The following is a 21,958-nucleotide window of genomic DNA, read 5'->3' as shown; positions in this document are numbered from 1 at the left end:
TGCTGGAGGCGGAGGCGGGCGATGAACACGTCGCATCATTGCCCGGCCTTGCTGATAGCCGCACCCGCCTCAGGCCAGGGTAAAACCACGGTAACGGCTGGCCTGGCTCGCTTGCACACCCGTCAAGGTAAACGGGTGCGTGTATTCAAGTGCGGTCCGGATTTCCTGGATCCCATGGTGCTGGCGCGCGCCAGCGGCCACCCGGTTTATCAGCTCGACCTGTGGATGGTGGGCGAGGCCGAAAGTCGCCGCCTGCTCTGGGAAGCGGCGCGCGATGCCGATCTGATTCTTATCGAAGGGGTCATGGGACTGTTCGATGGCACGCCCTCGGCAGCGGATCTGGCGCGCCAGTTCGGAGTACCGGTTCTGGCGGTAGTCGATGGTTCGGCGATGGCACAGACCTTCGGAGCGCTCGCCCACGGTTTGGCCAGTTATCAGCCGGATCTGCCGTTTGCCGGTGTGTTGGCCAACCGGGTCGGTAGCAGCCGACACGGTGAAATCCTTCGGGACTGCCTGCCTGAGAATCTTGGCTGGTTCGGCGCCCTGCCGCGCGCTGAATCCGTTGGCCTGCCCAGCCGTCATCTGGGTCTCGTACAGGCGCAGGAACTGGCCGATCTGGACGCCCGACTCGACGCGGCTGCCGACTCCCTGGCGGCGAGCGCGGATTGCAGCCTGCCAGCAGCGATCAGCTTTCCGCCACCGGCACCCGAGACACTGCCGAAACTGTTGAGCGGGGTGCGTATCGGTGTAGCACGTGACGCCGCCTTTTCCTTTGTCTATCAGGCAAATCTCGATCTGTTGCAAGCGCTGGGCGCGGAGCTGCTGTTCTTCTCACCACTGCGATTTTCCCGTTTGCCTGCTGTGGATAGCCTTTACTTGCCTGGCGGCTACCCGGAGCTGCATCTGCGAGCCTTGAGCCGCAACCATGCGATGGCAGAGGCGATACGCGCTCATCACGATGCAGGCAAGCCAATGCTTGCCGAATGTGGCGGCATGCTTTATCTGCTCGACGGCCTGACCGGCCAGGACGGAATCCGGGAAAGCATGCTCGGCTTGATTCCTGGCGAAGCGCAGATGCAGATGCGCTTTACCGCACTGGCGCTGCAGGAGGTGCAGCTGCCGGAAGGACGCCTGCGCGGCCACACCTTTCACCATTCCTCGCTCGAATCGCCAATGCAGCCACTGGCGAGAGGCGAATGCCCGAACTACAAACGAACGGCTGAGGCGGTGTACCGACAGGGTCGGCTGACGGCTTCCTATATTCACTTCTACATGCCGTCCGATTTCCGCGCGGCTGCGGCAATGCTCTGTCCATGAACGATTCAGCCTTCACCGACGAGCAGCGGGCCGGAGTTTACCGGGCCATTGGCGAGCGTCGCGACATGCGGCATTTCAACGGAGGCGAGGTCGCCCCGGCGCTGCTGGCGCGCCTGCTCGAAGCCGCGCATCAGGCGCCCAGCGTGGGCTTGATGCAGCCTTGGCGTTTTCTGCGTATCAGCCTTCCTGAATTGCGAAGCGCCATTGCCGATCTGGTCGAGGAGGAGCGACTCCTGACCGCTGATGCGCTGGGCGAGCGTGGCGAGGCGTTCATGAAGCTCAAGGTTGAGGGCATTCACGATTGCGCTGAGTTGCTGGTCGTCGCGTTGATGGAGGGTCGCGAGGCCCATGTGTTTGGCCGTCGCACAATGCCGGACATGGACCTCGCTTCGGCTGCCTGTGCGATCCAGAATCTCTGGCTCGCTGCGCGGGCTGAAGGGCTGGGCATGGGCTGGGTATCGCTTTTCGATCCTCAAGCGCTAGCCGATCTGCTGCAGATGCCCACGGGGGCCAAGCCGGTTGCGGTGATTTGCCTTGGCCCGGTGGCTGAGTTCTACCCTGCGCCAATGCTCGCGCTCGAAGGTTGGACCCAGCCGCAACAACTCTCCGAGTTGCTGTTCGATAATTACTGGGATCAGCAGTCGTGAGCGTGGCCCTAAGCTGTTTAGCGGGGGTTGCGCTGGATGCGGCACTCGGCGAACCGCGTCGCGGTCACCCGCTGGTTGCATTCGGCACGCTGGCTGACCGGCTCGAGCGTCACTTCAACGGGCCCGACGGTCGCGGTTGGCGCAGCCACGGCGTAACTGCCTGGTGCCTCGCCGTGCTGCCGCTTACGGGATTGGCGTGGCTACTCGGTTCATTGCCGGGCGTTGGCTGGCTGGTTGAGATCTGCTTGCTCTATATGGCTCTGGGTCTGCGCAGTCTTGGCGACCATTTGCTGCCGGTTGCCCGTGCGCTGCGACAGGGTGACCTGGCCGTGGCGCGCTTGCGTGTCGGTTTCATCGTCAGCCGTGATACACGCGACCTCGACGAGCACGGCGTCGCCCGGGCGGCGACCGAGTCGGCACTGGAGAACGGGAGCGATGCGGTATTCGCCGCGCTTTTCTGGTTCGTGCTGGCGGGCGCGCCGGGCGTGGTTCTGTACCGGCTGAGCAATACGCTCGATGCCATGTGGGGCTACCGCAATGAGCGCTTCGAGCGATTCGGCTGGGCCGCGGCGCGTATCGATGACGTGCTCAACTTCATACCTGCCCGGCTGGTTGCGCTGACCTATGCCTTGTTGGGCCAGACGCGCCGAGCCTGGCGTTGCTGGCGCACCCAGGCGCCGCTGTGGGACAGCCCCAACGCCGGGCCCGTGATGGCTGCCGGGGCGGGGGCATTGGGCGTGGCGTTGGGCGGTTCGGCGGTCTACCACGGCGAGCTGCACCACAGACCCGTGCTTGGCGAGGGCCAAGCGCCTCAGGCGCGCGACATCGAACGCGCACTGGACATGGTCTGGGCGGGCGTCGGTCTGTGGTTGTTGGTGCTGTTGTTTGGAGACTGGTTGAGTGCTTGAGCATGGAGGAAGGCTGCGCAGGGCGGCCGAGCATTTCGATATTCCGCTGCAGGATTGGCTGGATCTTTCCACTGGCATCGCACCTTACGGTTTCGATCTGCCGGCCATTCCCGCCGAAGCCTGGAGGCGTCTGCCGGAAACAGAAGACGAACTGGAGCCCGCCGCACAGGCCTATTTCGGTGCCACCTCGCTACTGCCAGTGGCCGGCTCCCAGGCCGCGATCCAAATGTTGCCGCGCCTGCGCGGGCCGCTGCAGGTCGGAATCGTCTCGCCCTGTTATGCAGAGCACGCAGCGGCATGGCGTCGGGAAGGGCACCGCCTCAGTGAATTCAGTGAGGGCAGCGTGCCGCGGGCCCTCGACGGTCTCGACGTGCTGGTTGTGGTCAACCCGAATAATCCCACCGGACGTCTGCTGCCACCGGAGCAATTACTCGACTGGCATGGCCGTCTTGCCGAGCGTGGTGGCTGGCTGATTGTCGACGAAGCTTTCATGGACCCAACCCCGTCTCACAGCTTGGCCCCGCATAGCCACTTACCAGGGCTGATCGTCTTGCGCTCGTTCGGCAAGTTTTTCGGCATGGCCGGTGCGCGGCTGGGTTTCGTGCTGGCGGAGCAAGGCTTGCTGTCCGTGCTCGGCGATGCCCTTGGGCCATGGCCGATTGCCGGCCCGTCACGTTTCATCGGTACCGTCTTGCTTGGTGATCGTGAGGGGCAGCACCGTCAACGCGAGCTCTTGCGAGGCGATAGCGAGCGACTGGCGCAGCTGCTTACAGAGCAGGGGTTGCCGCCCACCGGGGGCTGCGGGCTTTTTCATTGGGTTATGACGGAGGAAGCCACGATGCTCCATGAGTTTCTGGCCTGCCAGGGCATTCTGGTGCGTCGCTTCCTGTATCCGTCGAGTGTGCGCTTCGGGCTGCCGGCGGACGAAGCCGGATGGGCGCGGCTGACCCGGGCGCTGATCAGCTATCAGGCGGTACGCACATGAGCACCTTGATGGTTCAGGGCACAACCTCCGACGCTGGCAAGAGCACGCTGGTGACCGCGCTTTGTCGCTGGCTCAAGCGAAAGGGCATCACCGTCGTGCCGTTCAAACCGCAGAACATGGCGCTGAACAGCGCAGTTACCGCCGACGGGGGCGAAATCGGCCGCGCGCAAGCAGTGCAGGCCCAGGCCGCAGGATTGCCGCCGCACACCGACATGAATCCAATCCTGCTCAAGCCCAACAGCGATGTTGGCGCGCAGGTGATCATTCACGGCCGGGCCGTCGGCAACATGGATGCGGTGGCCTATCACGACTACAAACGCGTGGCGATGGAGGCGGTGCTGGCGTCGCACAAGCGCCTCAGCGATGGCTATCAGGTGGTGATGGTCGAGGGCGCGGGTTCGCCGGCCGAGATCAATCTGCGCGCCAACGATATCGCCAATATGGGCTTTGCCGAAAAGGTGGACTGCCCGGTGATCCTCATCGCCGATATCGATAAGGGCGGAGTGTTAGCGCATCTATTCGGGACACTGGAATTGCTCAGCCCAAGTGAGCAAGCACGGGTCAAAGGCTTTGTGATCAACCGCTTTCGCGGTGATATTGCGCTGCTGCAGCCGGGCCTCGACTGGCTCGAGCAGCGCACGGGCAAGCCCGTTCTCGGGGTGCTGCCTTACCTTATGGATTTCCACCTCGAAGCAGAGGACGCCGTCGACGTGCGTCAGTCGGCGAAGAGCGAGCAGACCCTGAAAGTGGTGGTGCCGGTGTTGCCGCGTATCAGCAACCACACCGACTTCGATCCGCTGCGTTTGCATCCGCAGGTTGATCTCTGCTTTATCGGGCCGGGGCAAACTGTGCCATCTGCCGATCTGATTATTCTGCCGGGCTCAAAAAGCGTGCGCGCGGACCTCGCATGGCTGCGCGCGCAAGGTTGGGAGCCGTCGATCCAGCGGCATCTGCGCTACGGCGGCAAGGTGCTGGGGATTTGTGGCGGCCTGCAGATGCTGGGCGACGCAATTGCCGACCCGCTGGGGCTGGAAGGACCGGCTGGGCAAAGCGACGGGCTGGGACTGCTGAGGTTCTCCACAACGCTGGCTGCGCACAAGCAGCTGCGCAACGTCAGGGGTCGACTGGCGATTGATGGCGCCGACATCACCGGCTACGAGATTCACGCGGGCATCAGTGACGGACCGGCACTGGAGCGTGCTGCCGTACGACTCGAAGAGGGGCGCGGTGATGGTGCGATCAGCGAGGATGGTCAGGTGCTCGGCACCTACCTCCATGGCCTGTTCGAGTCTCCCGCTGCTTGCGAGTCACTGTTGCGCTGGGCCGGGCTGGAGAAGGCGCAGCGGGTCGATTACCAGGCACTGCGCGAACGCGACATCGAGCGCCTGGCGGATCTGGTGGACAAGCATCTGGACGCCTCGCAGCTGTTGGCGCTCTGCGGGTTATCAAGGGAGACGGGGCATGATTGAGCTCATCCTTGGTGGGGCGCGGTCCGGAAAGAGCCGGTTGGCCGAGCGGCTTGCCGTTGAAAGTGGCCTGGCGGTCACCTACATCGCCACGAGCCAGCCGCTTGACGGCGAGATGAGCGAGCGCATCGCTCATCATCGTGCCCGGCGCCCTGCCAGCTGGAGGCTGATTGAAGAACCGCTGGCGCTGGCTTCGATACTGCGCGAACACGCCCGTGCGGATCGCTGCCTGCTGGTGGACTGCCTGACACTATGGCTCACCAATTTGCTGATGCTGGACGACGCGAGTCGCCTGGTTGAGGAGCGCGATGCCTTGCTCGAGTGTCTTCATGAGCTGCCGGGACGGGTACTGATGGTGAGCAATGAAACCGGGCTGGGTGTGGTGCCGCTGGGCGAGCTGACCCGCCGTTATGTCGATGAAACCGGCCTGTTACATCAAGCCCTCGCCGAGCGTTGTCAGCGGGTGATCTTTACCGTGGCGGGCTTGCCAATGACCCTTAAAGGAGTGGCGCTTTGAACACGCAGTGGTGGTTGGAGGCCTGCCGGGTACCGGACGAAGTGGCACGCCGGGCGGCACAGCAGCGCGATGCTCAGCTGACTAAACCGGCGGGTGCGCTGGGGCGTATCGACTCGGTGATCCCCCAGCTGGCGTCTTTGCAAGGGCGCGAGCGACCCTCGGTTCAGCGTATTTTCATCGCCATTTTTGCCGGAGATCACGGTGTCGCCGAGGAAGGTATCTCGGCATTTCCGCAATCGGTCACTGGTCAGATGCTTGGTAACTTCGTCAACGGCGGCGCCGCGATCAGTGTGCTTGCCAAGCAGCTCGACGCGATGCTGGAGGTGATTGATCTGGGAACGGTGGCTCCGTTGTCGCTGCCTCGGGTGCGCCATCTTTCGCTGGGGCCGGGCACCCGCAATTTCACCAGAGAATCGGCCATGAGTGCCGAAACCTGCCAGCTCGCCATGGAGGCTGGGCGCGACACTGTGCTGCGGGCGCAACAACAGCGCAGCGAGCTGTTCATTGGCGGCGAAATGGGCATCGGCAATACCACTACTGCGGCGGCGCTGGCCTGCGCCTTGCTGGGTTGCGCGCCTCACGAACTGGCTGGGCCAGGCACCGGCCTGGATGCGGCTGGTATTGCCCAAAAGAGTGCAGTCATCGAACGGGCGCTGGCGCTGCATGCGGGGCCGCACGACACCTTTGGCTGGATGCAGCGGGTCGGTGGTTTCGAACTGGCCGCGCTCACCAGCGCTTATATTGCCTGCGCGCAGCTAGGAATCGTCGCGCTGGTCGACGGTTATATCTGCAGTGTGGCAGCGTTGTGCGCCGTGCGGCTGAATCCGGCGTGTCGTGACTGGCTGCTCTTCGCGCACCGCTCGGCCGAGCCGGGCCATCTCGCTGTGCTTACAGCCCTGGATGCAAGCCCGCTTCTGGATCTCGGTCTGCGGCTAGGCGAGGGCAGCGGCGCGGCGCTGGCGGTTCCGCTGCTTCGGCTGGCCTGCGCGCTTCACGACGGCATGGCCACGTTCGACGAAGCTGCTGTCGCGGCGAAGCACTCATGAGTGTTCAGCTGGAGTTGGTGCGACATGGCGAAACCGAGTCCGGTGGCGGATTTCGAGGGCGGCTGGATGATGCGCTTACCGTAAAGGGTTGGCAGCAGATGCGCGCCGCCGTCGCCGGTGCCGGGCCTTGGGACCGAATCATCAGTTCGCCCCTGCGCCGCTGCGCAGACTTTGCAACTGAACTCGCCGAGCAACAATCCCTTGAGCTCAATCTTGAGCCTGACCTGCGCGAGCTGAACTTTGGCGATTGGGAGGGGCGCACCGCCGCCGACCTGATGATCGATCAGAGCGAAGCCCTGGGGCGCTTCTGGAACGACCCGTACGGATTCACTCCGCCCGGTGCGGAGCCCGTCGCGGACTTTGAGAAGCGCGTGCTGGCGGCAATCGAGCGACTGACCGATCGTTGCGCGGGCGAACGTGTATTACTCGTCACCCACGCGGGCGTGATGCGGCTGCTGCTGGCAGAGGCCCGTGGTCTGCCGCGAGAATGTCTGTTGCAGGTCGAGGTCAGTCATGGCGCGTTGTTCGGCCTGAGAACCGGTTTCAACGACGCCACGCTCTGGCTGGAAGAACGATGCAGCCCTTTCTGATTGCGCTGCAGTTTCTGACCTGCCTCCCGGTGCGACTGCACAGCATCCCCGAGCCACGGTTGATCGGCAGATCCCTGCTGTATTACCCGTTAGTTGGGTTGCTGTTGGGCAGCATGCTCTGCTTCCTCGGCATGGCGCTTGGCAATGCGGCGGCGCCACTAAAAGCTGCTCTGCTGTTAGCCGCGTGGGTCTGGCTGACCGGTGCGTTGCACCTCGATGGCCTGGCCGATAGCGCGGATGCCTGGCTGGGCGGATTCGGCGACCGGGAACGAACCCTGGCGATCATGAAAGACCCCTGCAGCGGTCCGGTTGCGGTCGCCGTGCTGGTGTTATTGCTGCTGTTGAAATTCGTCGCGCTATGGACGCTGCTTGAGCAAGGCAACCTGTTGATGCTGTTGGCAGTACCACTGTTGGGGCGAAGCGCAATGTTGGGGCTGTTTCTTACCACCGCCTATGTGCGGCCGGGTGGTTTGGGCCAAGCCTTAGCCGAGCACATGCCGCGCTCAGAGGCTCGGTTCGTACTGGCGCTGATCGTGCTTGCTGGCGTGCTGATGGGAGCCAGTGGCTGGCTTGCGCTGGGGGTCGCAGCGGCGGTTGGAATGCTAGTGCGTCGTAGTCTGGTCCGGCGTCTGGGCGGAACCACAGGCGACACTGCCGGAGCTTTGCTGGAACTGGTGGAATGCGCGGTGCTGGTTGGTCTGGCGCTGCTGGGCTAGCCAGGCACCTCATCCCAGCAGAGCGACTGTCTTGATCTGCGCCCAAAGCGCTTTACCTTCGATGACGCCGAGCTGGTCGGCCGAGCGCCGCGTAATGCGAGCCAGCAGCGGTGTGCCCTGGGCATTTAGACGGACCAGGACATGCGCGGGCGTATCGGCACTGACGACTTCATCCACCTGCACCGGTAGCAGGTTGCTGATGCTGGTGCCCTCTGCACGTTCCAGCGTCAGGCTGACATCCCGCGCATGGACGCGAAAGCGCAGCCGATGCCCGACCGCTTCGCTCCGCTGCGCCACCAGCACATCACCGCCCTGAAACGTCAGGCGAGTGAGGTGATAATCCAGGTCGTGTCCCGTAATTTCCGACTCGATGACAACGCCAGCATCCTCACCGAACGCGGTCGGCAGATCCAGGCGTGCCAGGGTTTCATGAAGTGCTCCCTGCGCCACCACCTTGCCCTCATCGAGCAGGACCAGGTGGTCAGCCAGTCGCGCCACTTCGTCTGGCGCGTGGCTGACATAGAGCAGGGGGATATCCAACTCGTCGTGCAGACGTTCAAGGTACGGCAGGATTTCCTGTTTGCGCTTCACATCGAGCGCAGCCAGCGGCTCGTCCATCAACAGCAGGCGAGGACTGGTAAGCAGGGCGCGCGCGATGCCGACCCGTTGCCTTTCTCCACCGGAAAGCCGCTCCGGCATGCGCTCCAAGAGGTGCTCGATACCCAGCAACTCGACAGCCTGATCCCAAGCGACGCGCCGGTCCCTCGCCGGGATGCGCTTCATGCCGAATTCGAGATTGCCTCTGACAGACAGATGGGCAAAAAGATTGGCGTCCTGAAACACGTAGCCAATGGCGCGCTGGTGCGGTGGCATAAACCACTCACGGCTTGAGTCCTGCCAGCGCTCGCCGTTGACCATCAGCGCGCCCGTGCTGCCGCGTTCGAGCCCGGCGATGCAACGCAGGCAACTGGTCTTGCCCGAGCCCGAAGGACCGAACAGAGCGGTAACACCTCGCCCCGGTAGTTCGACATCGACGTCCAGCGTGAAGCCTGGATGGGTCAGGCGCAGGCGAGCATGGATCCCGCTCGGGTTGCTGGTCATCCGCGCCACCCCTGCCGAATGGGGCTCGCATAGAGCGTGAGCAGTACAAGAAAGGAAAACAGCAGCATCCCGCCGGCGAGCCAGTGTGCCTGGGTATATTCCAAGGCTTCGACGTGATCGTAGATCTGCACGGACAGCACGCGGGTTTTCTCCGGAATGTTGCCGCCGATCATCAACACCACACCGAACTCGCCGACTGTATGGGCAAAGCCGAGAATGCTGGCGGTTACGAAGCCTGGCCGAGCCAGCGGCAACACGACGCTGAAGAAGGTGTCCACTGGCCCTGCACGCAAGGTCATCGCGGCTTCCAGGGGGCGTTCACCAATCGCTTCGAAAGCGTTCTGCAACGGTTGCACCACGAAGGGCATCGAGTAGAAAACCGACCCCACTACCAGGCCGGCAAAGGTGAACGGCAAGACACCCAGACCGAGCGACTGGGTCAGTTGCCCAACGGGTCCATTGGGTCCCATCGCGACCAGTAGATAGAAACCGAGCACACTGGGCGGTAGCACCAGAGGCAGCGCCACCACGGCGCCAATGGGGCCTTTAAGGCGTGAGCGGGTCCGCGCCAGCCACCAGGCAATCGGCGTACCTAATAGCAGCAGCAGGAGGGTGGTGACGCTGGCGAGTTTGAGTGTTAGCCAGATGGCCGAAAGGCTGGCGTCATCCAGAGTGGGCATTTCCATCACCTACCGGTCATAACCGTAGGCTTTGATCACCTCGGCTGCCTCTGCGCTTTGCAGGTAATCGAGCAGCGCTCGCGCCGCTGGGTTGTGCTGACCTTTGTTCAGCAAAATGGCGTCCTGGCGAATCGGTGGATGGTAGGCGGCAGGCACCACCCAGCCTGAACCTTGCCGTATCACTCCATCTTCAACTACCTGCGAAAGGGCAACGAAGCCGAGTTCGGCGTTGCCGCTGGCAACGAACTGATGTGTTTGTGCGATGTTTTCGCCCTGCACCAACTTGCCCCGGACCGAATCTGACAGGCCCAGCTTTTTTAGCGTGGCCACAGCCGCGGCCCCGTAGGGCGCGGTCTTTGGGTTGGCGATGGCCAGGTGGCGAAACGCTTGGTCACTGAGCACGGCGGCCTGATCATCAACGAGGTCTTGTTGGGCCGACCACAACACCAGTGTGCCAATGGCATAAGTGAAGCGGCTTCCAGCGACGCCCAACCCTTCGTCTTCCAGCCTGGCGGGAACCTGTTCATCCGCTGCCAGCAGTATTGAGAAAGGCGCGCCGTTGCGAATCTGTGCGTAGAGCTTGCCCGTCGAGCCAAAGGCCAGCAGCGCCTTGTGCCCGGTGTCTCGCTCAAATCGTTCGGCGATGACGCGCATGGGCGCGGTGAAGTTCGACGCAACCGCAACCTGGACTTCTCCAGCGAGGCCCATCAAGGGGGTGAGTGCAGCGAAAGCCGCGATGAGCGTCATACGGGTTCGATTCATCATCTTCGTCAATCTACCGCGATTATTACGTGGGAGGCCTTGACCAGTGCCGTACAGGGCTGGCCTACGGCTAATCCGAGCGCCTCTGTGCTTTCGTTGGTGATGACCGCGCTCAGCGTGCGGTTGCCGGGAAGCTGCAGCTTGACCTCGCAGCTGACCGCGCCCGGCGTGATCGCGCTGACTGTCCCGCTCAAGCGGTTGCGGGCGCTTATTTTCACCTCTGGATCGGGCGACAGCAGGACGAAGCTAGCTTTAACCAGCGCCATGGCTATCTTGCCGGTCGTGAGCTGAAGCTCGTCGATGCTGTCGTTGGTCAGCGTCGCGGTCATGGTTTGCCCGTCGCCGATATCCAGGCTGACGCTGCCATTCACCGCGCCTCTTTCAACTTGGGTGATGCGGCCGCGGAACTGGTTGCGTGCACTGGTTTTCATCGCGATCGCCCGAAGTAGTTTGTCGAAATCTTCGAATCCATCGATACCCTGGGCGACCTGTGCCAGGAAGCGTTCGTACTCGTGCTGCATGCGCTGCCAGATGTGCAGCATCTCTCGACCGAAATCGGTTAGTTGCGTCCCGCCGCCTTTAGCGCCGCCTGCGCTGCGCATTACCAGTGGGCGCTCGGAAAGGTTGTTCATCGCATCCACCGCATCCCAAGCCGCCTTGTAGCTGAGATTGATGGCCTTGGCAGCCCGGGTAATGGATCCGGTAGCCTCGATTTGTTCGAGCAGCTCGATGCGTTTGCCGCCGAGGTAGCCTTTTTCGCCACGGTTGAACCAGAGTTGTCCGTCAATGCGCAATGGCTCGAATTGTCTGGGATCGCTCATGATCGGCTCCGGTCGGGGTGACCATTCTGGCAAGCGCTATATAGAGTTGTATATAGCGTTTTTGTGGTGGCCCTGGTCTTGGCCGATAGACACCGTTGCTCCCGGCGTGACACGGGAGTAGCGTGGCTTCGATTCCACCTGGAGCTCTGTTATGAAAATCGAATGGATTGCCGCCTCACTTGCGCTGCTTTTAGTGGCTAGTCCTGCAGCGGCCGAGCAGTGCCCAGCGTTGCTTCAGCATGAGCTTCCGAAGCTGCGATCAAAGGAAATCATCGATCTCTGTGAGCAGTTTCAGGGCAAGGCGTTAGTAGTGGTCAATACCGCCAGCTTTTGCGGCTTCGCCCCTCAGTTCAAAGGGCTGGAGGCGCTGTATCAGCGCTACAAAGATGATGGGCTGATGATTCTTGGCGTGCCGTCCGATGACTTCTTTCAGGAGTCAGACGATGCGGCGGAGACGGCTGAGGTTTGCTACGTCAATTACGGCGTGACCTTTCCGATGACGCAGACACAGCCTGTGCGTGGCGGCGATGCAATCCCGTTGTTTCGCGAGCTGGCCGAGCAGGCCGGCGGGGCCCCGCGCTGGAACTTCTACAAGTATGTAGTCGATCGCAACGGCAAGGTGGTCGATTACTTCTCGAGCAAAGTTGAACCGGACGATCCAGAGCTGATCGCTGCGGTGGAAAAGGCGTTGGCAAAGTAGCGGAGGGATGCCCCGACCGAGCGGTCGGGGCGGGGTGCATCAGAAGCGGTAGGTCATGGCAGCGCCGAAACCGTGAGCGCTGTTTTCGTAGGTGGCGTTGTAAACGCCACGAGTTGCGCTAGTCTGCTGGATTTTGGTGTCCTCTTCCCACAGGTAGGAATAGGCCAGATCAACCGTCATGTCGTCGGTAGGGTTCCAGGCCAGACCGAAGCTCACCGCAGTGCGGTCGCCAGTCGGGATGCGTGGTGAGCGGTGGGTGTTGTTGGTCGGACTCTGGTCGAACGCCAGGCCGGTACGAAGCGTCCACTGCTTGTTCAGCTTATATGCTGCACCGAGTGCGTAGGACCAAGTGTCGTGCCAGTCCTGCTCTTCCTCAATGGTGCCAAAGGCAGCGGTGGCCGGGCCTGCTGCGACACCGCCATTTTCGACAATAATTGACTCGAGACGGCTCCAGCGGGTCAGCATCGCGCCGCCGTATAGGGTCCACTGATCGTTCAATTCGTGGGTAATCGAGACGTCGATAGATTCAGGCGTTTCGAGATCCAGCGACGCATCGTATTCGCCGTACGCGCCTATGAAGGCCAGAGTTGGGTCGTTACCAGATACTCGAGTATCACCTTCGAGGGTGTAGTCGACTTTGGAACGGTAGGTAATGCCAGCGCGAGTGTGTTGGGTGAACTCGTACAGTACGCCAACGTTGAAACCCAAAGCCGTGTCGTCACCTTTGATCTTGACGCGGCTATCGGCTGTCGCGCCGGGGGTGGCTGGCGGGACCGCGCTTTCAAGTTGCCCGTCGATCCGGTTGATCGTTGGGCCGAAGCCGACCGAAAGCTTTTCGTTGAAACGATAGCTGACGGTGGGCTGTACGGTGATCACACGGACTTCACTGTAATCCCCAAAATAGCGACCTTCGAAGCCGCTCTCATAGTCGGTAATCAGGCCGAAGGGTACGTACACACCAACGCCAACCGCCCATTTATCGTCCAGCGGCTTGACGTAGTAGCCCATCGGGACCGCGGTGACAGGGACCATATCGCCGTCGTTGCTACCGCTGGCGGGAAAACTGCTGGTGTCGTTGATATCCGTCTTTGCGTTAATTGCCGCCATACCAAAGCTGACCTGTTCACGGTCAAGGCGTGACATCCCAGCAGGGTTGCCGAAGAGGGTGGTGGCATCATCGGCAGAAGAAGAGCGACCGGCAAATGAGGTGCCCATGCCGCTGATGCTTTGTTCGTTAAGGGCGAAGCCGGCAGCCATGGCCTGAGTGGAAAGGGCGCCTACGGCTACTGCAATCGCGGTCTTCAACCATGTTTTTTTCATTGTTGTACTCCAGGGGAAAAAGCGGCTCGGACCCTATCAAGCTTCTCTGATTAGCCGCAAACGAAAGAGTGCAATTTTTCGTAAAGCGCGACGATCGGCGCCGATAAACGGCTGAATAGCCGATAAAAGCCGTTGGGCCTAAATTGACCATGCAGTCATATTTCGCTGCTTGGGTCAGGCTACAGGGCGTGCAGGATCGGTGATCCACTCGCTCCATGAGCCTGGATACAGTTTGGCCAGTGGGTGGCCGGCCAGACACAGGGCAAACAGGTTATGACAGGCCGTTACGCCAGATCCGCAATAAGCAACCACGGTCTCTGCTGGCTGATTGGTCAGTAGTCGATCGAATCGAGAGCGCAGCTGGTCGGGGGAGAGAAAGTGCCCCATGGCGTCAAGATTTTCAGTGAACGGCACGCAGCGAGCGCCAGGAATATGCCCAGCCACGGGGTCGATCGGTTCGTGCTCGCCGAGAAATCGGGGTAGGGCACGAGCATCAATTAAGGTCAGGCCTGGCTGCCCAAGGCGTTCCGTCAGTTGTTGTGCAGAGATCAGCAGGTCGTCGTCGGGCGTGCCGTCGAACTGGCCGGGCTGACGATCTGCCGATTCTTCGGTTACCAGCCCGCCAACCTCACACCAGGCTTTGAATCCGCCATCCAGCACATAAACACCGCTGCGTTTGCCTACCCATGCCAGCAGCCACCATGCCCGCGCGGCGAAGGCGCCAGGGCCGTCGTCATAGAGCACGACCTCGCTGTCGTTGTTCAGACCTGCAGCGCGAAGGCGCGCGATCAGATGCTCCGGCTGCGGCAACGGATGTCGACCGGTCTGGCCGCTAACTGCTGGGCCTGAGAGATCCTTTTCCAGATCGAGAAAGCGCGCCCCGGGGATATGCGACTGCTCATAGCTGCGCCTACCTTGATCAGCGTCTTCGAGCGCGAACCGACAATCCAGAATGCACAGGTTTGGCTCCGAGCGTCGTGCGGTCAGTTTAGCGGGGTCGATCAGTTGAGCAAGCGGCATGGCAGGTCTCCGTGCGGATTTTGCGGGAACGTTATCACGCAGGCCGGCGTGGCCGATCAATGCGCTGCGAATACCGGGACGCGATATATACTGCGTGCCTTTTCGCCCGCTCGTCGGTCGTAACACCGAACAACAAGGAGGGCCTAGTGGCCATCGAAACTCAATGGGTGCTGGATGATGCGCAGCTGACCCGACTTTGTGCCGAGTGGCGCCAGCTGCCTTATGTAGCGGTGGACACTGAGTTCATGCGGGTCGATACCTTTTACCCGATCGCCGCGCTGCTGCAGGTCGGTGACGGGCGTTGTGCCTATCTGATCGACCCGTTGCTGATTACCGATTGGTCTGCGTTTGCGGGTCTGCTGACGGACCCGTCGGTTGTGAAAGTCCTGCATGCCTGCAGCGAGGATCTGGAAGTTCTCTGGCGGCTTACCGGTAGCCTGCCGGTGCCGTTGTTCGATACGCAACTGGCCGCTGGCTATCTGAACATCGGATTCTCAATGGGCTACTCGCGGTTGGTGCAGAGCGTGCTGAACATCGAGTTGCCGAAAGGCGAGACTCGTTCCGATTGGCTTCAGCGGCCGTTGAGCGAGATGCAAGTGCGCTACGCAGCCGAAGACGCACAGCACCTGGCGGAGTTGTACGAGGCGCTGCTGCCAAAGCTGTCCGAGGAGAAGCGTGCCTGGGTGATGGAGGACGGTGCGGAGCTGGTCGCCAATCTGCAGCGTGAAACCGATCCTGACGAAGCCTACCGTGAGGTCAAACAGGCGTGGCGCCTCAAGCCGCGTCAGCTTGCAGTGCTGCGAGTCCTGACGGCCTGGCGTGAGCGGCAGGCGCGAGCACGTAATCAGCCGCGCAATCGGGTGCTACGTGAGCACAGCCTGTGGCCGTTGGCGCGCACCCAGCCGACTGATCTTGTAAGCCTGGCGCGTATCGATGACATGCACCCGCGCACGGTGCGCCAGGATGGCGAGACTTTGCTCGAACTGATCCGTACGGCCGCCTCTACGCCCGAGCAGGACTGGCCGCAATCTTTACCGGAGCCGTTGCCACTCGATGCGTCGGGACTGCTGAAAAAACTACGTGCTGTCGGTCAGCGGGAAGCCCAAGTCATGGACATCGCACCGGAACTGATGCTGCGCAAGAAGGTGCTGGAAGCCTTGTTGAAAACCGGATATCCCGACGGTCCTTACGAACTGCCTGATTCGCTGCGTGGTTGGCGTCGTGAACGAATGGGGCAGGCCCTTCTCGAAGTGCTGGAAGAGAAATCATGAAACGCATCTGCTCCATTTATAGAAGCCCGCGCAAGAGCGGGATGTACCTGTACGTCGAGCGCAGCGAAGCGCTCGCCCGGGTCCCTGAAGCCCTGCTTGCGGCCTTCGGCCCGCCGCAGCTTGCCTTTGATATCGTCCTTACGCCTGAACGCAAGCTGGCGCAGGAGGACATTGCGACGGTGCTCGATAACCTTGAGAAACAAGGTTATCACCTGCAGATGCCGCCTCCTGAGGAGGACTATATCGAGCACTTGCCGGAAGAATTACTCCGGCGAAATGATCCGATGTAGAGCTCTGGGCGGCCTTCGGTCGGCTTAGCGCTGACTTAACCGCTCCGAACTTCCACGTGCTTGGCCAGCTCCTCGGCAGTGGCTAGACTCGCAACTTTCCTTGAGATGGCTATTTTCATGGCGGCAAAAGTCGAACCCTTCTGGATGCGCAAGACTCTGGCCGAGCTGGATGCGGCCGAGTGGGAGTCGCTGTGCGACGGCTGTGGCCTGTGCTGCCTGCAAAAGCTCGAGGATGAAGAGGATGGCAGCGTCTATTACACCCGGATCGCCTGCAAACTGCTTGATCTGAAAAGTTGTCGATGCACTGACTACCCCAATCGCCGTGCCAGTGTTCCTGACTGTGTCCAACTGACAGCTAAAGACGCGGCGCAATTCAAATGGTTGCCGCCAACCTGTGGCTATCGCCTCGTAGCTGAAGGCAAGGATCTTCCGCTTTGGCATCATCTGGTGTGTGGCGATCCGGATGCCGTACATGCCGAGCGAATTTCCCAGTCGGGCCGTATGATCGCCGAAGGCTCCGTGGCTGACGAAGACTGGGAAGATCATCTGATATTCCGGGCCGGTTGAATCTACATCGACCCGCGTCGTCATAGCACTGAACCCAATCTGGAGCCGCTCGATGCCCCGCCGTCAGTTACCGCTGCTTGCCGTTCTGTTGCTCTCATTCGTGACGCCACTTCAAGCGGCCAAACGGGTCGATCTGGACTACACCGTCAAGTTCGTTCCCGAACAGGATGCGGCAGAAGTGGAGCTCCTCCTTGAGGATGGCAGCGCCGTTAAGTTTCTCGATTTGAATCTCGGCGGGGAAGGTGCCTACAGCGATTTTCAAACCGATGGCGAAAGCAGCTGGGAGCAGCAGGGTGGTCGCGGTGTCTGGCGGCCCGCGCCTGGCAAGGCGCGGCTGAATTACCGGGTCAAGATCAGTCATCAGCGCAAAAGCGGCCGCTTCGATGCGCGTATGACCGACGACTGGGCATTGCTGCGCGGGGACGATCTGGTGCCTGCCGGTCGGCTTGACCAGCAGGATGGCGTCAGGCTGGTTTCTCGACTGCAGTTCGAGCTGCCGGCAGATTGGAAGAGCGTAGAGACCGGCTGGCCACGTATCGGCAAGAATCGCTTCCGCATCGACAATCCCGAGCGCCTTTTTGATCGTCCGACCGGCTGGGTTCTCGCCGGCAAGCTTGGCAGTCGCCGTGCCCGACTGGGCGAGACTGATGTATCGGTGTCAGGTCCGGTGGGCGAGGGGCTGCGCAGGATGGATATCCTCACCTTGCTAACCTTCGTCTGGCCTGAAATGCAGAATGTATTCCCGCGCGATCCCGCAAAACTATTGGTTGTCGGGGCTGGTGACCCGATGTGGCGGGGCGGCTTGTCTGGCCCTAACTCGTTGTTCATGCACGCCGACCGGCCATTGGTCAGTGAGAATGGCACCAGTTCGCTGGTGCACGAGCTGGTTCATGTGTTCAGCCGAATCTCCGATGCAGACCGCAGTGACTGGATCAGCGAAGGGCTGGCCGAGTACTACGCAATCGAACTGATGCGCCGCGCCGGCGGCATGAGCGAGGATCGCTACCAGGCGGTCAGGGAGCACCTGACCAAATGGAGTCGCAAGGTCGATAGTCTGCGTACCGAGCGATCCAGTGGCCCGATCACAGCCAGAGCTGTGCTGCTGCTACAGGAGCTTGACCGGGAGATCCGCCAGCGCAGCAAGGGTCGCCACTCACTGGATGACGTTGCGCGGGGTTTGATGCGCCTGGACCGGGTAACCACCGACGACTTCATCAATATCACCGAAACCATGCTGGGTGGTGGCTCGAAGGTTCTGGATACTCGGTTGTTGCGCTAAGGTCGTCCAGGCTGCACAGGCGCGTGTGACCTGTGGACGAATCCATTCGGGTAAGGATCCTTGATGAATCTGATTGATCTGCGCAGCGATACGGTCACGCAGCCGACCTCGGGGATGCGCGAGGCCATGCTGGAGGCCGTCACCGGCGATGATGTGTATGGCGAGGACCCTACGGTACGCCAGCTAGAACAGAGGCTGGCGGCGCAGCTGGGGTTGCAGGCTGGATTGTTTGTCCCCAGCGGAACCATGAGCAATCTATTGGCGCTGATGTCGCATTGCGAGCGGGGCGACGAGTACATCGCCGGACAGTTGGCCCACGTTTACAAGTACGAGGCAGGCGGCGCCGCGGTGCTTGGCTCGATCCAGCCGCAGCCTGTCGAGATGGAGCCGGATGGTTCGTTGGATCTGGCACGCGTCGCGGCTGCGATAAAGCCGGACGACTTCCATTTCGCCCGCACGCGTTTGCTAACTCTTGAAAACACGATGCATGGCAAGGTCCTGCCGCTCGCCTACCTGGCTGAGGCAAGAGCGTTCACGCAGGAACGTGGGCTTGCTCTTCATCTGGATGGTGCTCGACTGTTCAATGCGGTGGTCAAGTTGGGTTGCACGGCTGAAGACATCGGCCGCCATTTCGATTCGGTGTCGGTGTGTTTGTCGAAGGGGTTGGGTGCGCCTGTCGGTTCGGTGCTATGCGGTGAGGAAGCCTTTATCGCCAAGGCTAGGCGGCTGCGTAAAATGGTCGGCGGTGGCATGCGTCAGGCCGGCGTGCTGGCAGCGGCAGGGCTCTACGCGCTGGATCACCAGGTGCAGCGCCTCGCCGAGGATCACCAGCGGGCGCATGACATTGCCGGGGGCTTGGTAGCGCTGGGCTATCGGGTCGAGCCGGTCCAGACCAACATGGTGTACGTCGATATGGGCGATCGTGCGGCGTCGCTCAAAGCGTTTTGCTCGGGGCGCCGGATCGTCCTCACGGCGGCGCCTCGGTTGCGGCTGGTAACGCACATGGACGTATTGCCCGAGCATGTCGAGCCAATTCTCGAAACCTTCGCCGCCTTCCTCATGGCATAGGTTCGAATCGCTGTCGAATAGCTTGATTCAATCTTATTTATCCTCTATGCGCGCGGCAAAGGGCCGATATAATGCGGCCCTTTGCCGGCTATCCGTATGGTTAGCTGTGAACCGGCTCCCGGTGCCGCCTCGCCGCGTCGTTTTGCAGCCGTTCGGCCGCAGTCCTCTGGAAGAGATCTATGAAAAGCGCAGAAATCCGTGAAGCCTTCCTCCGCTTCTTCGAAGAGAAGGGCCACACCCGTGTGGCCTCCAGTTCGCTGATTCCCGCGAACGATCCGACCCTGTTGTTCACCAACGCAGGCATGAATCAGTTCAAGGACTGCTTCCTCGGGCTGGAAAAACGCGCCTACACCCGCGCAGCCACCAGCCAGAAGTGCGTGCGCGCCGGCGGTAAGCACAACGATCTGGAGAACGTCGGCTACACCGCGCGCCATCACACCTTTTTCGAAATGCTCGGCAACTTCAGTTTTGGCGATTATTTCAAGCGCGATGCGATCAACTACGCCTGGGAATTCCTGACCTCTGACAAGTGGCTGAACCTGCCAAAAGCAAAGCTCTGGGTAACCGTCTACGCCAGCGATGACGAAGCCTATGACATCTGGACGAAGGAAGTGGGCGTCCCCGCGGAGCGTATGGTCCGTATTGGTGACAATAAGGGCGTGCCGTACGCCTCCGACAATTTCTGGGCCATGGGCGACACTGGCCCATGTGGTCCCTGTACCGAGATTTTCTTCGACCACGGCGACCACATCTGGGGCGGCCCACCGGGTTCGCCAGAAGAAGACGGTGACCGTTACATCGAGATCTGGAACAACGTATTCATGCAGTTCAATCGCACCGCGGATGGTGTGATGCATCCGCTGCCAGCTCCGAGTGTCGATACCGGCATGGGGCTCGAGCGCATCAGTGCTGTGCTGCAGCACGTCAATTCGAACTACGAGATCGACCTTTTCCAGAGTCTCTTGAACGCCGCTGCTCAGGCCATTGGCTGCAGCAACGAGGGTCAGGCTTCGCTCAAGGTTGTGGCCGATCACATTCGTTCCTGCGGCTTCCTGATCGCCGACGGCGTGACGCCTTCAAATGAAGGTCGCGGCTATGTGCTTCGTCGTATCGTTCGTCGTGCCTGTCGCCATGGCAACAAGCTCGGCGCCAAGGGCAGCTTCTTTTACAAGCTCGTCGCCGCATTGGCTGCGGAAATGGGCGATGCCTTTTCCGAGTTGAGAACCCTGCAGGCGCACATCGAGCGCGTGCTGAAGACTGAAGAAGAGCAGTTTGCAAAAACCCTTGAGCAGGGCCTGAAAATTCTCGAACAGGATCTGGCTGACCTTCAGGGTTCCGTGATTCCTGGTGACGTGATCTTCAAGCTGTATGACACCTACGGCTTTCCTGTCGACCTGACCGGCGACATTGCGCGTGAGCGCGAGTTGACGCTCGACGAAGAAGGGTTCGAGCGTGAAATGGAGGCGCAGCGTGAGCGGGCGCGTTCGGCCAGTGCCTTCGGCATGGACTACAACAGTCTGGTCAAGGTCGAGGGTGAAACGCGTTTCACGGGTTATATGGGTACCTCCGGCAGCGGCAAGGTGCTGGCGTTGTTCAAGGAAGGCATTGCTGTACAGAGCCTGTCGGCAGGCGAGGAGGGTGTGGTCGTTCTCGACGAGACGCCGTTCTACGCCGAATCCGGCGGGCAGGCCGGCGACTGCGGATACCTTTCGGCAGATGACCTGCGCTTCGATGTGCGCGACACCAGCAAGGCCGGTGGTGCGTTCCTGCATCACGGCATCCTGGACAGTGGCAATCTGCAGGTGGGTGCGACCGTAGATGCGACGGTCGACTCTTCCGTGCGCCAATCCACGGCGCTGAACCACTCTGCGACTCACCTCTTGCACGCAGCGCTGCGCCAGATGCTTGGTGAACACGTGAGTCAGAAAGGCTCGCTGGTCGACAGTCAGCGGCTGCGCTTTGACTTCAGCCATTTCGAGGCGATCAAGCCCGAACAGCTGAAGGCGCTCGAAGACAAGGTCAACGCCGAGATCCGTAACAATTCGGCAGTTGAGACTGAGGAAACCGACATCGAGACGGCTAAGAGCAAGGGTGCGATGGCGCTGTTCGGCGAAAAGTACGGCGATCAGGTGCGCGTGTTGACCATGGGGGGCGGTTTCTCTGTCGAGCTGTGCGGCGGGACTCATGTCAAACGGACCGGCGACATAGGCTTGTTCAAGATCGTCAGTGAAGGTGGTGTGGCTGCAGGCGTTCGGCGCATCGAAGCGGTCACTGGCGAGCAGGCGCTAGCCTATCTGAACCGTGCCGAGGAGCAGTTGAAAGAGGTTGCCGGCTTGGTAAAAGGCAGCCGTGACAATTTGCTAGACAAGCTGGGCGCGATGCTCGAACGCAACCGCCAGCTGGAAAAGGAATTGGAGCAGCTCAAGGCTAAAGCGGCCAGTGCTACTGGCAATGATCTGGCCAGCGCCGCCGTGGACGTTAAAGGCGTGAAAACCTTGGCCGCTCGCATTGATGGTTTGGACGGCAAGGCGCTCCTGGCCTTGGTGGATCAATTGAAAAACAAGCTCGGCAGTGGCGTCATTCTGCTCGGCGGCGTGCAGGACGAAAAAATTGTGCTCGTGGCTGGCGTTACGCAGGATCTCACCGGCCGTTTGAAGGCTGGTGAACTGATGAAGCAGGCTGCTGCGGTTGTTGGCGGCAAAGGCGGCGGTCGCCCGGATATGGCACAAGGCGGTGGGAGCGATGTGAGTCGCCTCGACGAAGCATTAGCCATCGCCGAGGGGTTCGTCGCGAACGGCTTGTAAGCAGGGGAGTGCCAGGTTCGCCTGGCCGCAAGGGACTGTTGGTTCGGTGCCTGTGTCGAATCTGAGCCTGGTCGGGCCGATGT

At 61.2% G+C, this 21,958-nt stretch carries 22 protein-coding genes; 16 read left to right on the top strand and 6 right to left on the bottom strand.

Annotated elements, in window-relative coordinates; genetic code table 11:
- The first annotated feature begins 21 nt into the window (after positions 1-21).
- Genes ALTERO38_RS09515 through ALTERO38_RS09475 form a run of 9 tightly spaced genes read left to right on the top strand, consistent with a single transcriptional unit; the run spans position 22 to position 8,192 of the window.
- Positions 22-1,317, top strand: coding sequence for a cobyrinate a,c-diamide synthase (locus tag ALTERO38_RS09515; protein ID WP_159968238.1), 1,296 nt, complete (start codon positions 22-24; stop codon positions 1,315-1,317).
- Positions 1,314-1,964: a 5,6-dimethylbenzimidazole synthase gene (gene bluB, locus ALTERO38_RS09510; protein ID WP_159968237.1), complete on the top strand. Its 651-nt coding sequence runs from the start codon at positions 1,314-1,316 to the stop codon at positions 1,962-1,964. Before ALTERO38_RS09515 ends, bluB begins: the two co-directional genes overlap by 4 nt.
- Positions 1,961-2,872: an adenosylcobinamide-phosphate synthase CbiB gene (gene cbiB / locus ALTERO38_RS09505; protein ID WP_159968236.1), complete on the top strand. Its 912-nt coding sequence runs from the start codon at positions 1,961-1,963 to the stop codon at positions 2,870-2,872. The genes bluB and cbiB overlap by 4 nt, the downstream gene beginning before the upstream one ends.
- A complete protein-coding gene (gene cobD, locus ALTERO38_RS09500) occupies positions 2,865-3,857 on the top strand; it encodes a threonine-phosphate decarboxylase CobD (protein WP_159968235.1) in 993 nt (330 codons plus the stop codon). Before cbiB ends, cobD begins: the two co-directional genes overlap by 8 nt.
- The gene (locus ALTERO38_RS09495) at positions 3,854-5,326 is read left to right on the top strand and encodes a cobyric acid synthase (RefSeq protein WP_159968234.1); all 1,473 of its coding nucleotides are present in this window, start codon (positions 3,854-3,856) and stop codon (positions 5,324-5,326) included. The genes cobD and ALTERO38_RS09495 overlap by 4 nt, the downstream gene beginning before the upstream one ends.
- A complete protein-coding gene (gene cobU / locus ALTERO38_RS09490; protein ID WP_159968233.1) occupies positions 5,319-5,840 on the top strand; it encodes a bifunctional adenosylcobinamide kinase/adenosylcobinamide-phosphate guanylyltransferase in 522 nt (173 codons plus the stop codon). The genes ALTERO38_RS09495 and cobU overlap by 8 nt, the downstream gene beginning before the upstream one ends.
- Positions 5,837-6,886, top strand: coding sequence for a nicotinate-nucleotide--dimethylbenzimidazole phosphoribosyltransferase (cobT, locus tag ALTERO38_RS09485; RefSeq protein WP_102836138.1), 1,050 nt, complete (start codon positions 5,837-5,839; stop codon positions 6,884-6,886). Before cobU ends, cobT begins: the two co-directional genes overlap by 4 nt.
- A complete protein-coding gene (gene cobC / locus ALTERO38_RS09480) occupies positions 6,883-7,476 on the top strand; it encodes an alpha-ribazole phosphatase family protein (RefSeq protein WP_159968232.1) in 594 nt (197 codons plus the stop codon). Before cobT ends, cobC begins: the two co-directional genes overlap by 4 nt.
- Positions 7,461-8,192 carry an adenosylcobinamide-GDP ribazoletransferase gene (locus ALTERO38_RS09475; protein ID WP_102836140.1) on the top strand — a complete coding sequence of 244 codons (732 nt, stop codon included), beginning with the start codon at positions 7,461-7,463 and terminating at the stop codon, positions 8,190-8,192. The genes cobC and ALTERO38_RS09475 overlap by 16 nt, the downstream gene beginning before the upstream one ends.
- A gap of 9 nt (positions 8,193-8,201) precedes the next feature.
- On the opposite strand, the gene modC is transcribed toward ALTERO38_RS09475, so the two are convergent.
- The 4 genes from modC to ALTERO38_RS09455 are packed head-to-tail and all read right to left on the bottom strand — an operon-like array spanning position 8,202 to position 11,556.
- Positions 8,202-9,293 carry a molybdenum ABC transporter ATP-binding protein gene (gene modC, locus ALTERO38_RS09470; RefSeq protein ID WP_159968231.1) on the bottom strand — a complete coding sequence of 364 codons (1,092 nt, stop codon included), beginning with the start codon at positions 9,291-9,293 and terminating at the stop codon, positions 8,202-8,204.
- Positions 9,290-9,979 (bottom strand): molybdate ABC transporter permease subunit, encoded by a 690-nt coding sequence (modB, locus tag ALTERO38_RS09465; RefSeq protein ID WP_159968230.1) that lies wholly within the window; start codon positions 9,977-9,979, stop codon positions 9,290-9,292. The genes modC and modB overlap by 4 nt, the downstream gene beginning before the upstream one ends.
- A 3-nt stretch (positions 9,980-9,982) precedes the next feature.
- Positions 9,983-10,735: a molybdate ABC transporter substrate-binding protein gene (modA, locus tag ALTERO38_RS09460; protein WP_159968229.1), complete on the bottom strand. Its 753-nt coding sequence runs from the start codon at positions 10,733-10,735 to the stop codon at positions 9,983-9,985.
- 8 nt (positions 10,736-10,743) lie between these two features.
- Positions 10,744-11,556 (bottom strand): TOBE domain-containing protein, encoded by an 813-nt coding sequence (locus ALTERO38_RS09455; RefSeq protein ID WP_159968228.1) that lies wholly within the window; start codon positions 11,554-11,556, stop codon positions 10,744-10,746.
- Between the two features lie 151 nt (positions 11,557-11,707).
- Here ALTERO38_RS09455 and ALTERO38_RS09450 point away from each other — a divergent pair, with 151 nt between their 5' ends.
- Positions 11,708-12,256: a glutathione peroxidase gene (locus tag ALTERO38_RS09450; protein WP_159968227.1), complete on the top strand. Its 549-nt coding sequence runs from the start codon at positions 11,708-11,710 to the stop codon at positions 12,254-12,256.
- Positions 12,257-12,295: 39 nt separating this feature from the next.
- Here ALTERO38_RS09450 and ALTERO38_RS09445 read toward each other — a convergent pair whose 3' ends face one another.
- Both ALTERO38_RS09445 and ALTERO38_RS09440 read right to left on the bottom strand, forming a co-directional pair.
- Positions 12,296-13,576, bottom strand: coding sequence for an OmpP1/FadL family transporter (locus ALTERO38_RS09445; RefSeq protein ID WP_159968226.1), 1,281 nt, complete (start codon positions 13,574-13,576; stop codon positions 12,296-12,298).
- 174 nt (positions 13,577-13,750) lie between these two features.
- Entirely contained in the window at positions 13,751-14,596 is an 846-nt protein-coding gene (locus ALTERO38_RS09440) for a sulfurtransferase (RefSeq protein WP_159968225.1), read from the bottom strand.
- A 146-nt stretch (positions 14,597-14,742) separates the two neighbouring features.
- Here ALTERO38_RS09440 and rnd point away from each other — a divergent pair, with 146 nt between their 5' ends.
- From rnd to alaS, 6 genes are all read left to right on the top strand, one after another.
- The gene (gene rnd, locus ALTERO38_RS09435) at positions 14,743-15,867 is read left to right on the top strand and encodes a ribonuclease D (protein WP_159968224.1); all 1,125 of its coding nucleotides are present in this window, start codon (positions 14,743-14,745) and stop codon (positions 15,865-15,867) included.
- On the top strand, positions 15,864-16,157 hold the full coding sequence (locus tag ALTERO38_RS09430) for a YcgL domain-containing protein (RefSeq protein ID WP_159968223.1): 294 nt from the start codon (positions 15,864-15,866) through the stop codon (positions 16,155-16,157). The genes rnd and ALTERO38_RS09430 overlap by 4 nt, the downstream gene beginning before the upstream one ends.
- A gap of 117 nt (positions 16,158-16,274) precedes the next feature.
- Positions 16,275-16,724 carry a YcgN family cysteine cluster protein gene (locus ALTERO38_RS09425; RefSeq protein ID WP_102836411.1) on the top strand — a complete coding sequence of 150 codons (450 nt, stop codon included), beginning with the start codon at positions 16,275-16,277 and terminating at the stop codon, positions 16,722-16,724.
- Positions 16,725-16,776: 52 nt separating this feature from the next.
- Complete coding sequence (locus tag ALTERO38_RS09420; protein ID WP_159968222.1) at positions 16,777-18,003, top strand: hypothetical protein; 1,227 nt, start codon at positions 16,777-16,779, stop codon at positions 18,001-18,003.
- 63 nt (positions 18,004-18,066) lie between these two features.
- Positions 18,067-19,071 (top strand): low-specificity L-threonine aldolase, encoded by a 1,005-nt coding sequence (ltaE, locus tag ALTERO38_RS09415; RefSeq protein ID WP_159968221.1) that lies wholly within the window; start codon positions 18,067-18,069, stop codon positions 19,069-19,071.
- A gap of 179 nt (positions 19,072-19,250) precedes the next feature.
- On the top strand, positions 19,251-21,875 hold the full coding sequence (gene alaS, locus ALTERO38_RS09410) for an alanine--tRNA ligase (protein ID WP_159968220.1): 2,625 nt from the start codon (positions 19,251-19,253) through the stop codon (positions 21,873-21,875).
- The last annotated feature ends 83 nt before the right edge of the window (positions 21,876-21,958 follow it).

Source organism: Pseudomonas sp. 9Ag (assembly GCF_902506445.1).
Classification (GTDB): Bacteria; Pseudomonadota; Gammaproteobacteria; order Pseudomonadales; family Pseudomonadaceae; genus Stutzerimonas; species Stutzerimonas stutzeri_AB.
The sequence above is the reverse complement of the archived record's forward strand: the minus strand, read 5'-3'. Positions and strand labels throughout refer to the sequence as shown.

Bases quoted from the DNA above. Each gene is read 5' to 3' on its own strand.
- ALTERO38_RS09515 (WP_159968238.1), top strand. From the start codon at position 22: ATGAACACGTCGCATCATTGCCCGGCCTTGCTGATAGCCGCACCCGCC.
- bluB (WP_159968237.1), top strand. From the start codon at position 1,314: ATGAACGATTCAGCCTTCACCGACGAGCAGCGGGCCGGAGTTTACCGG.
- ALTERO38_RS09495 (WP_159968234.1), top strand. From the start codon at position 3,854: ATGAGCACCTTGATGGTTCAGGGCACAACCTCCGACGCTGGCAAGAGC.
- cobU (WP_159968233.1), top strand. From the start codon at position 5,319: ATGATTGAGCTCATCCTTGGTGGGGCGCGGTCCGGAAAGAGCCGGTTG.
- cobC (WP_159968232.1), top strand. From the start codon at position 6,883: ATGAGTGTTCAGCTGGAGTTGGTGCGACATGGCGAAACCGAGTCCGGT.
- ALTERO38_RS09475 (WP_102836140.1), top strand. From the start codon at position 7,461: ATGCAGCCCTTTCTGATTGCGCTGCAGTTTCTGACCTGCCTCCCGGTG.
- modC (WP_159968231.1), bottom strand. From the start codon at position 9,293: ATGACCAGCAACCCGAGCGGGATCCATGCTCGCCTGCGCCTGACCCAT.
- modB (WP_159968230.1), bottom strand. From the start codon at position 9,979: ATGGAAATGCCCACTCTGGATGACGCCAGCCTTTCGGCCATCTGGCTA.
- modA (WP_159968229.1), bottom strand. From the start codon at position 10,735: ATGAATCGAACCCGTATGACGCTCATCGCGGCTTTCGCTGCACTCACC.
- ALTERO38_RS09455 (WP_159968228.1), bottom strand. From the start codon at position 11,556: ATGAGCGATCCCAGACAATTCGAGCCATTGCGCATTGACGGACAACTC.
- ALTERO38_RS09450 (WP_159968227.1), top strand. From the start codon at position 11,708: ATGAAAATCGAATGGATTGCCGCCTCACTTGCGCTGCTTTTAGTGGCT.
- ALTERO38_RS09445 (WP_159968226.1), bottom strand. From the start codon at position 13,576: ATGAAAAAAACATGGTTGAAGACCGCGATTGCAGTAGCCGTAGGCGCC.
- ALTERO38_RS09440 (WP_159968225.1), bottom strand. From the start codon at position 14,596: ATGCCGCTTGCTCAACTGATCGACCCCGCTAAACTGACCGCACGACGC.
- ALTERO38_RS09430 (WP_159968223.1), top strand. From the start codon at position 15,864: ATGAAACGCATCTGCTCCATTTATAGAAGCCCGCGCAAGAGCGGGATG.
- ALTERO38_RS09425 (WP_102836411.1), top strand. From the start codon at position 16,275: ATGGCGGCAAAAGTCGAACCCTTCTGGATGCGCAAGACTCTGGCCGAG.
- ALTERO38_RS09420 (WP_159968222.1), top strand. From the start codon at position 16,777: ATGCCCCGCCGTCAGTTACCGCTGCTTGCCGTTCTGTTGCTCTCATTC.
- ltaE (WP_159968221.1), top strand. From the start codon at position 18,067: ATGAATCTGATTGATCTGCGCAGCGATACGGTCACGCAGCCGACCTCG.
- alaS (WP_159968220.1), top strand. From the start codon at position 19,251: ATGAAAAGCGCAGAAATCCGTGAAGCCTTCCTCCGCTTCTTCGAAGAG.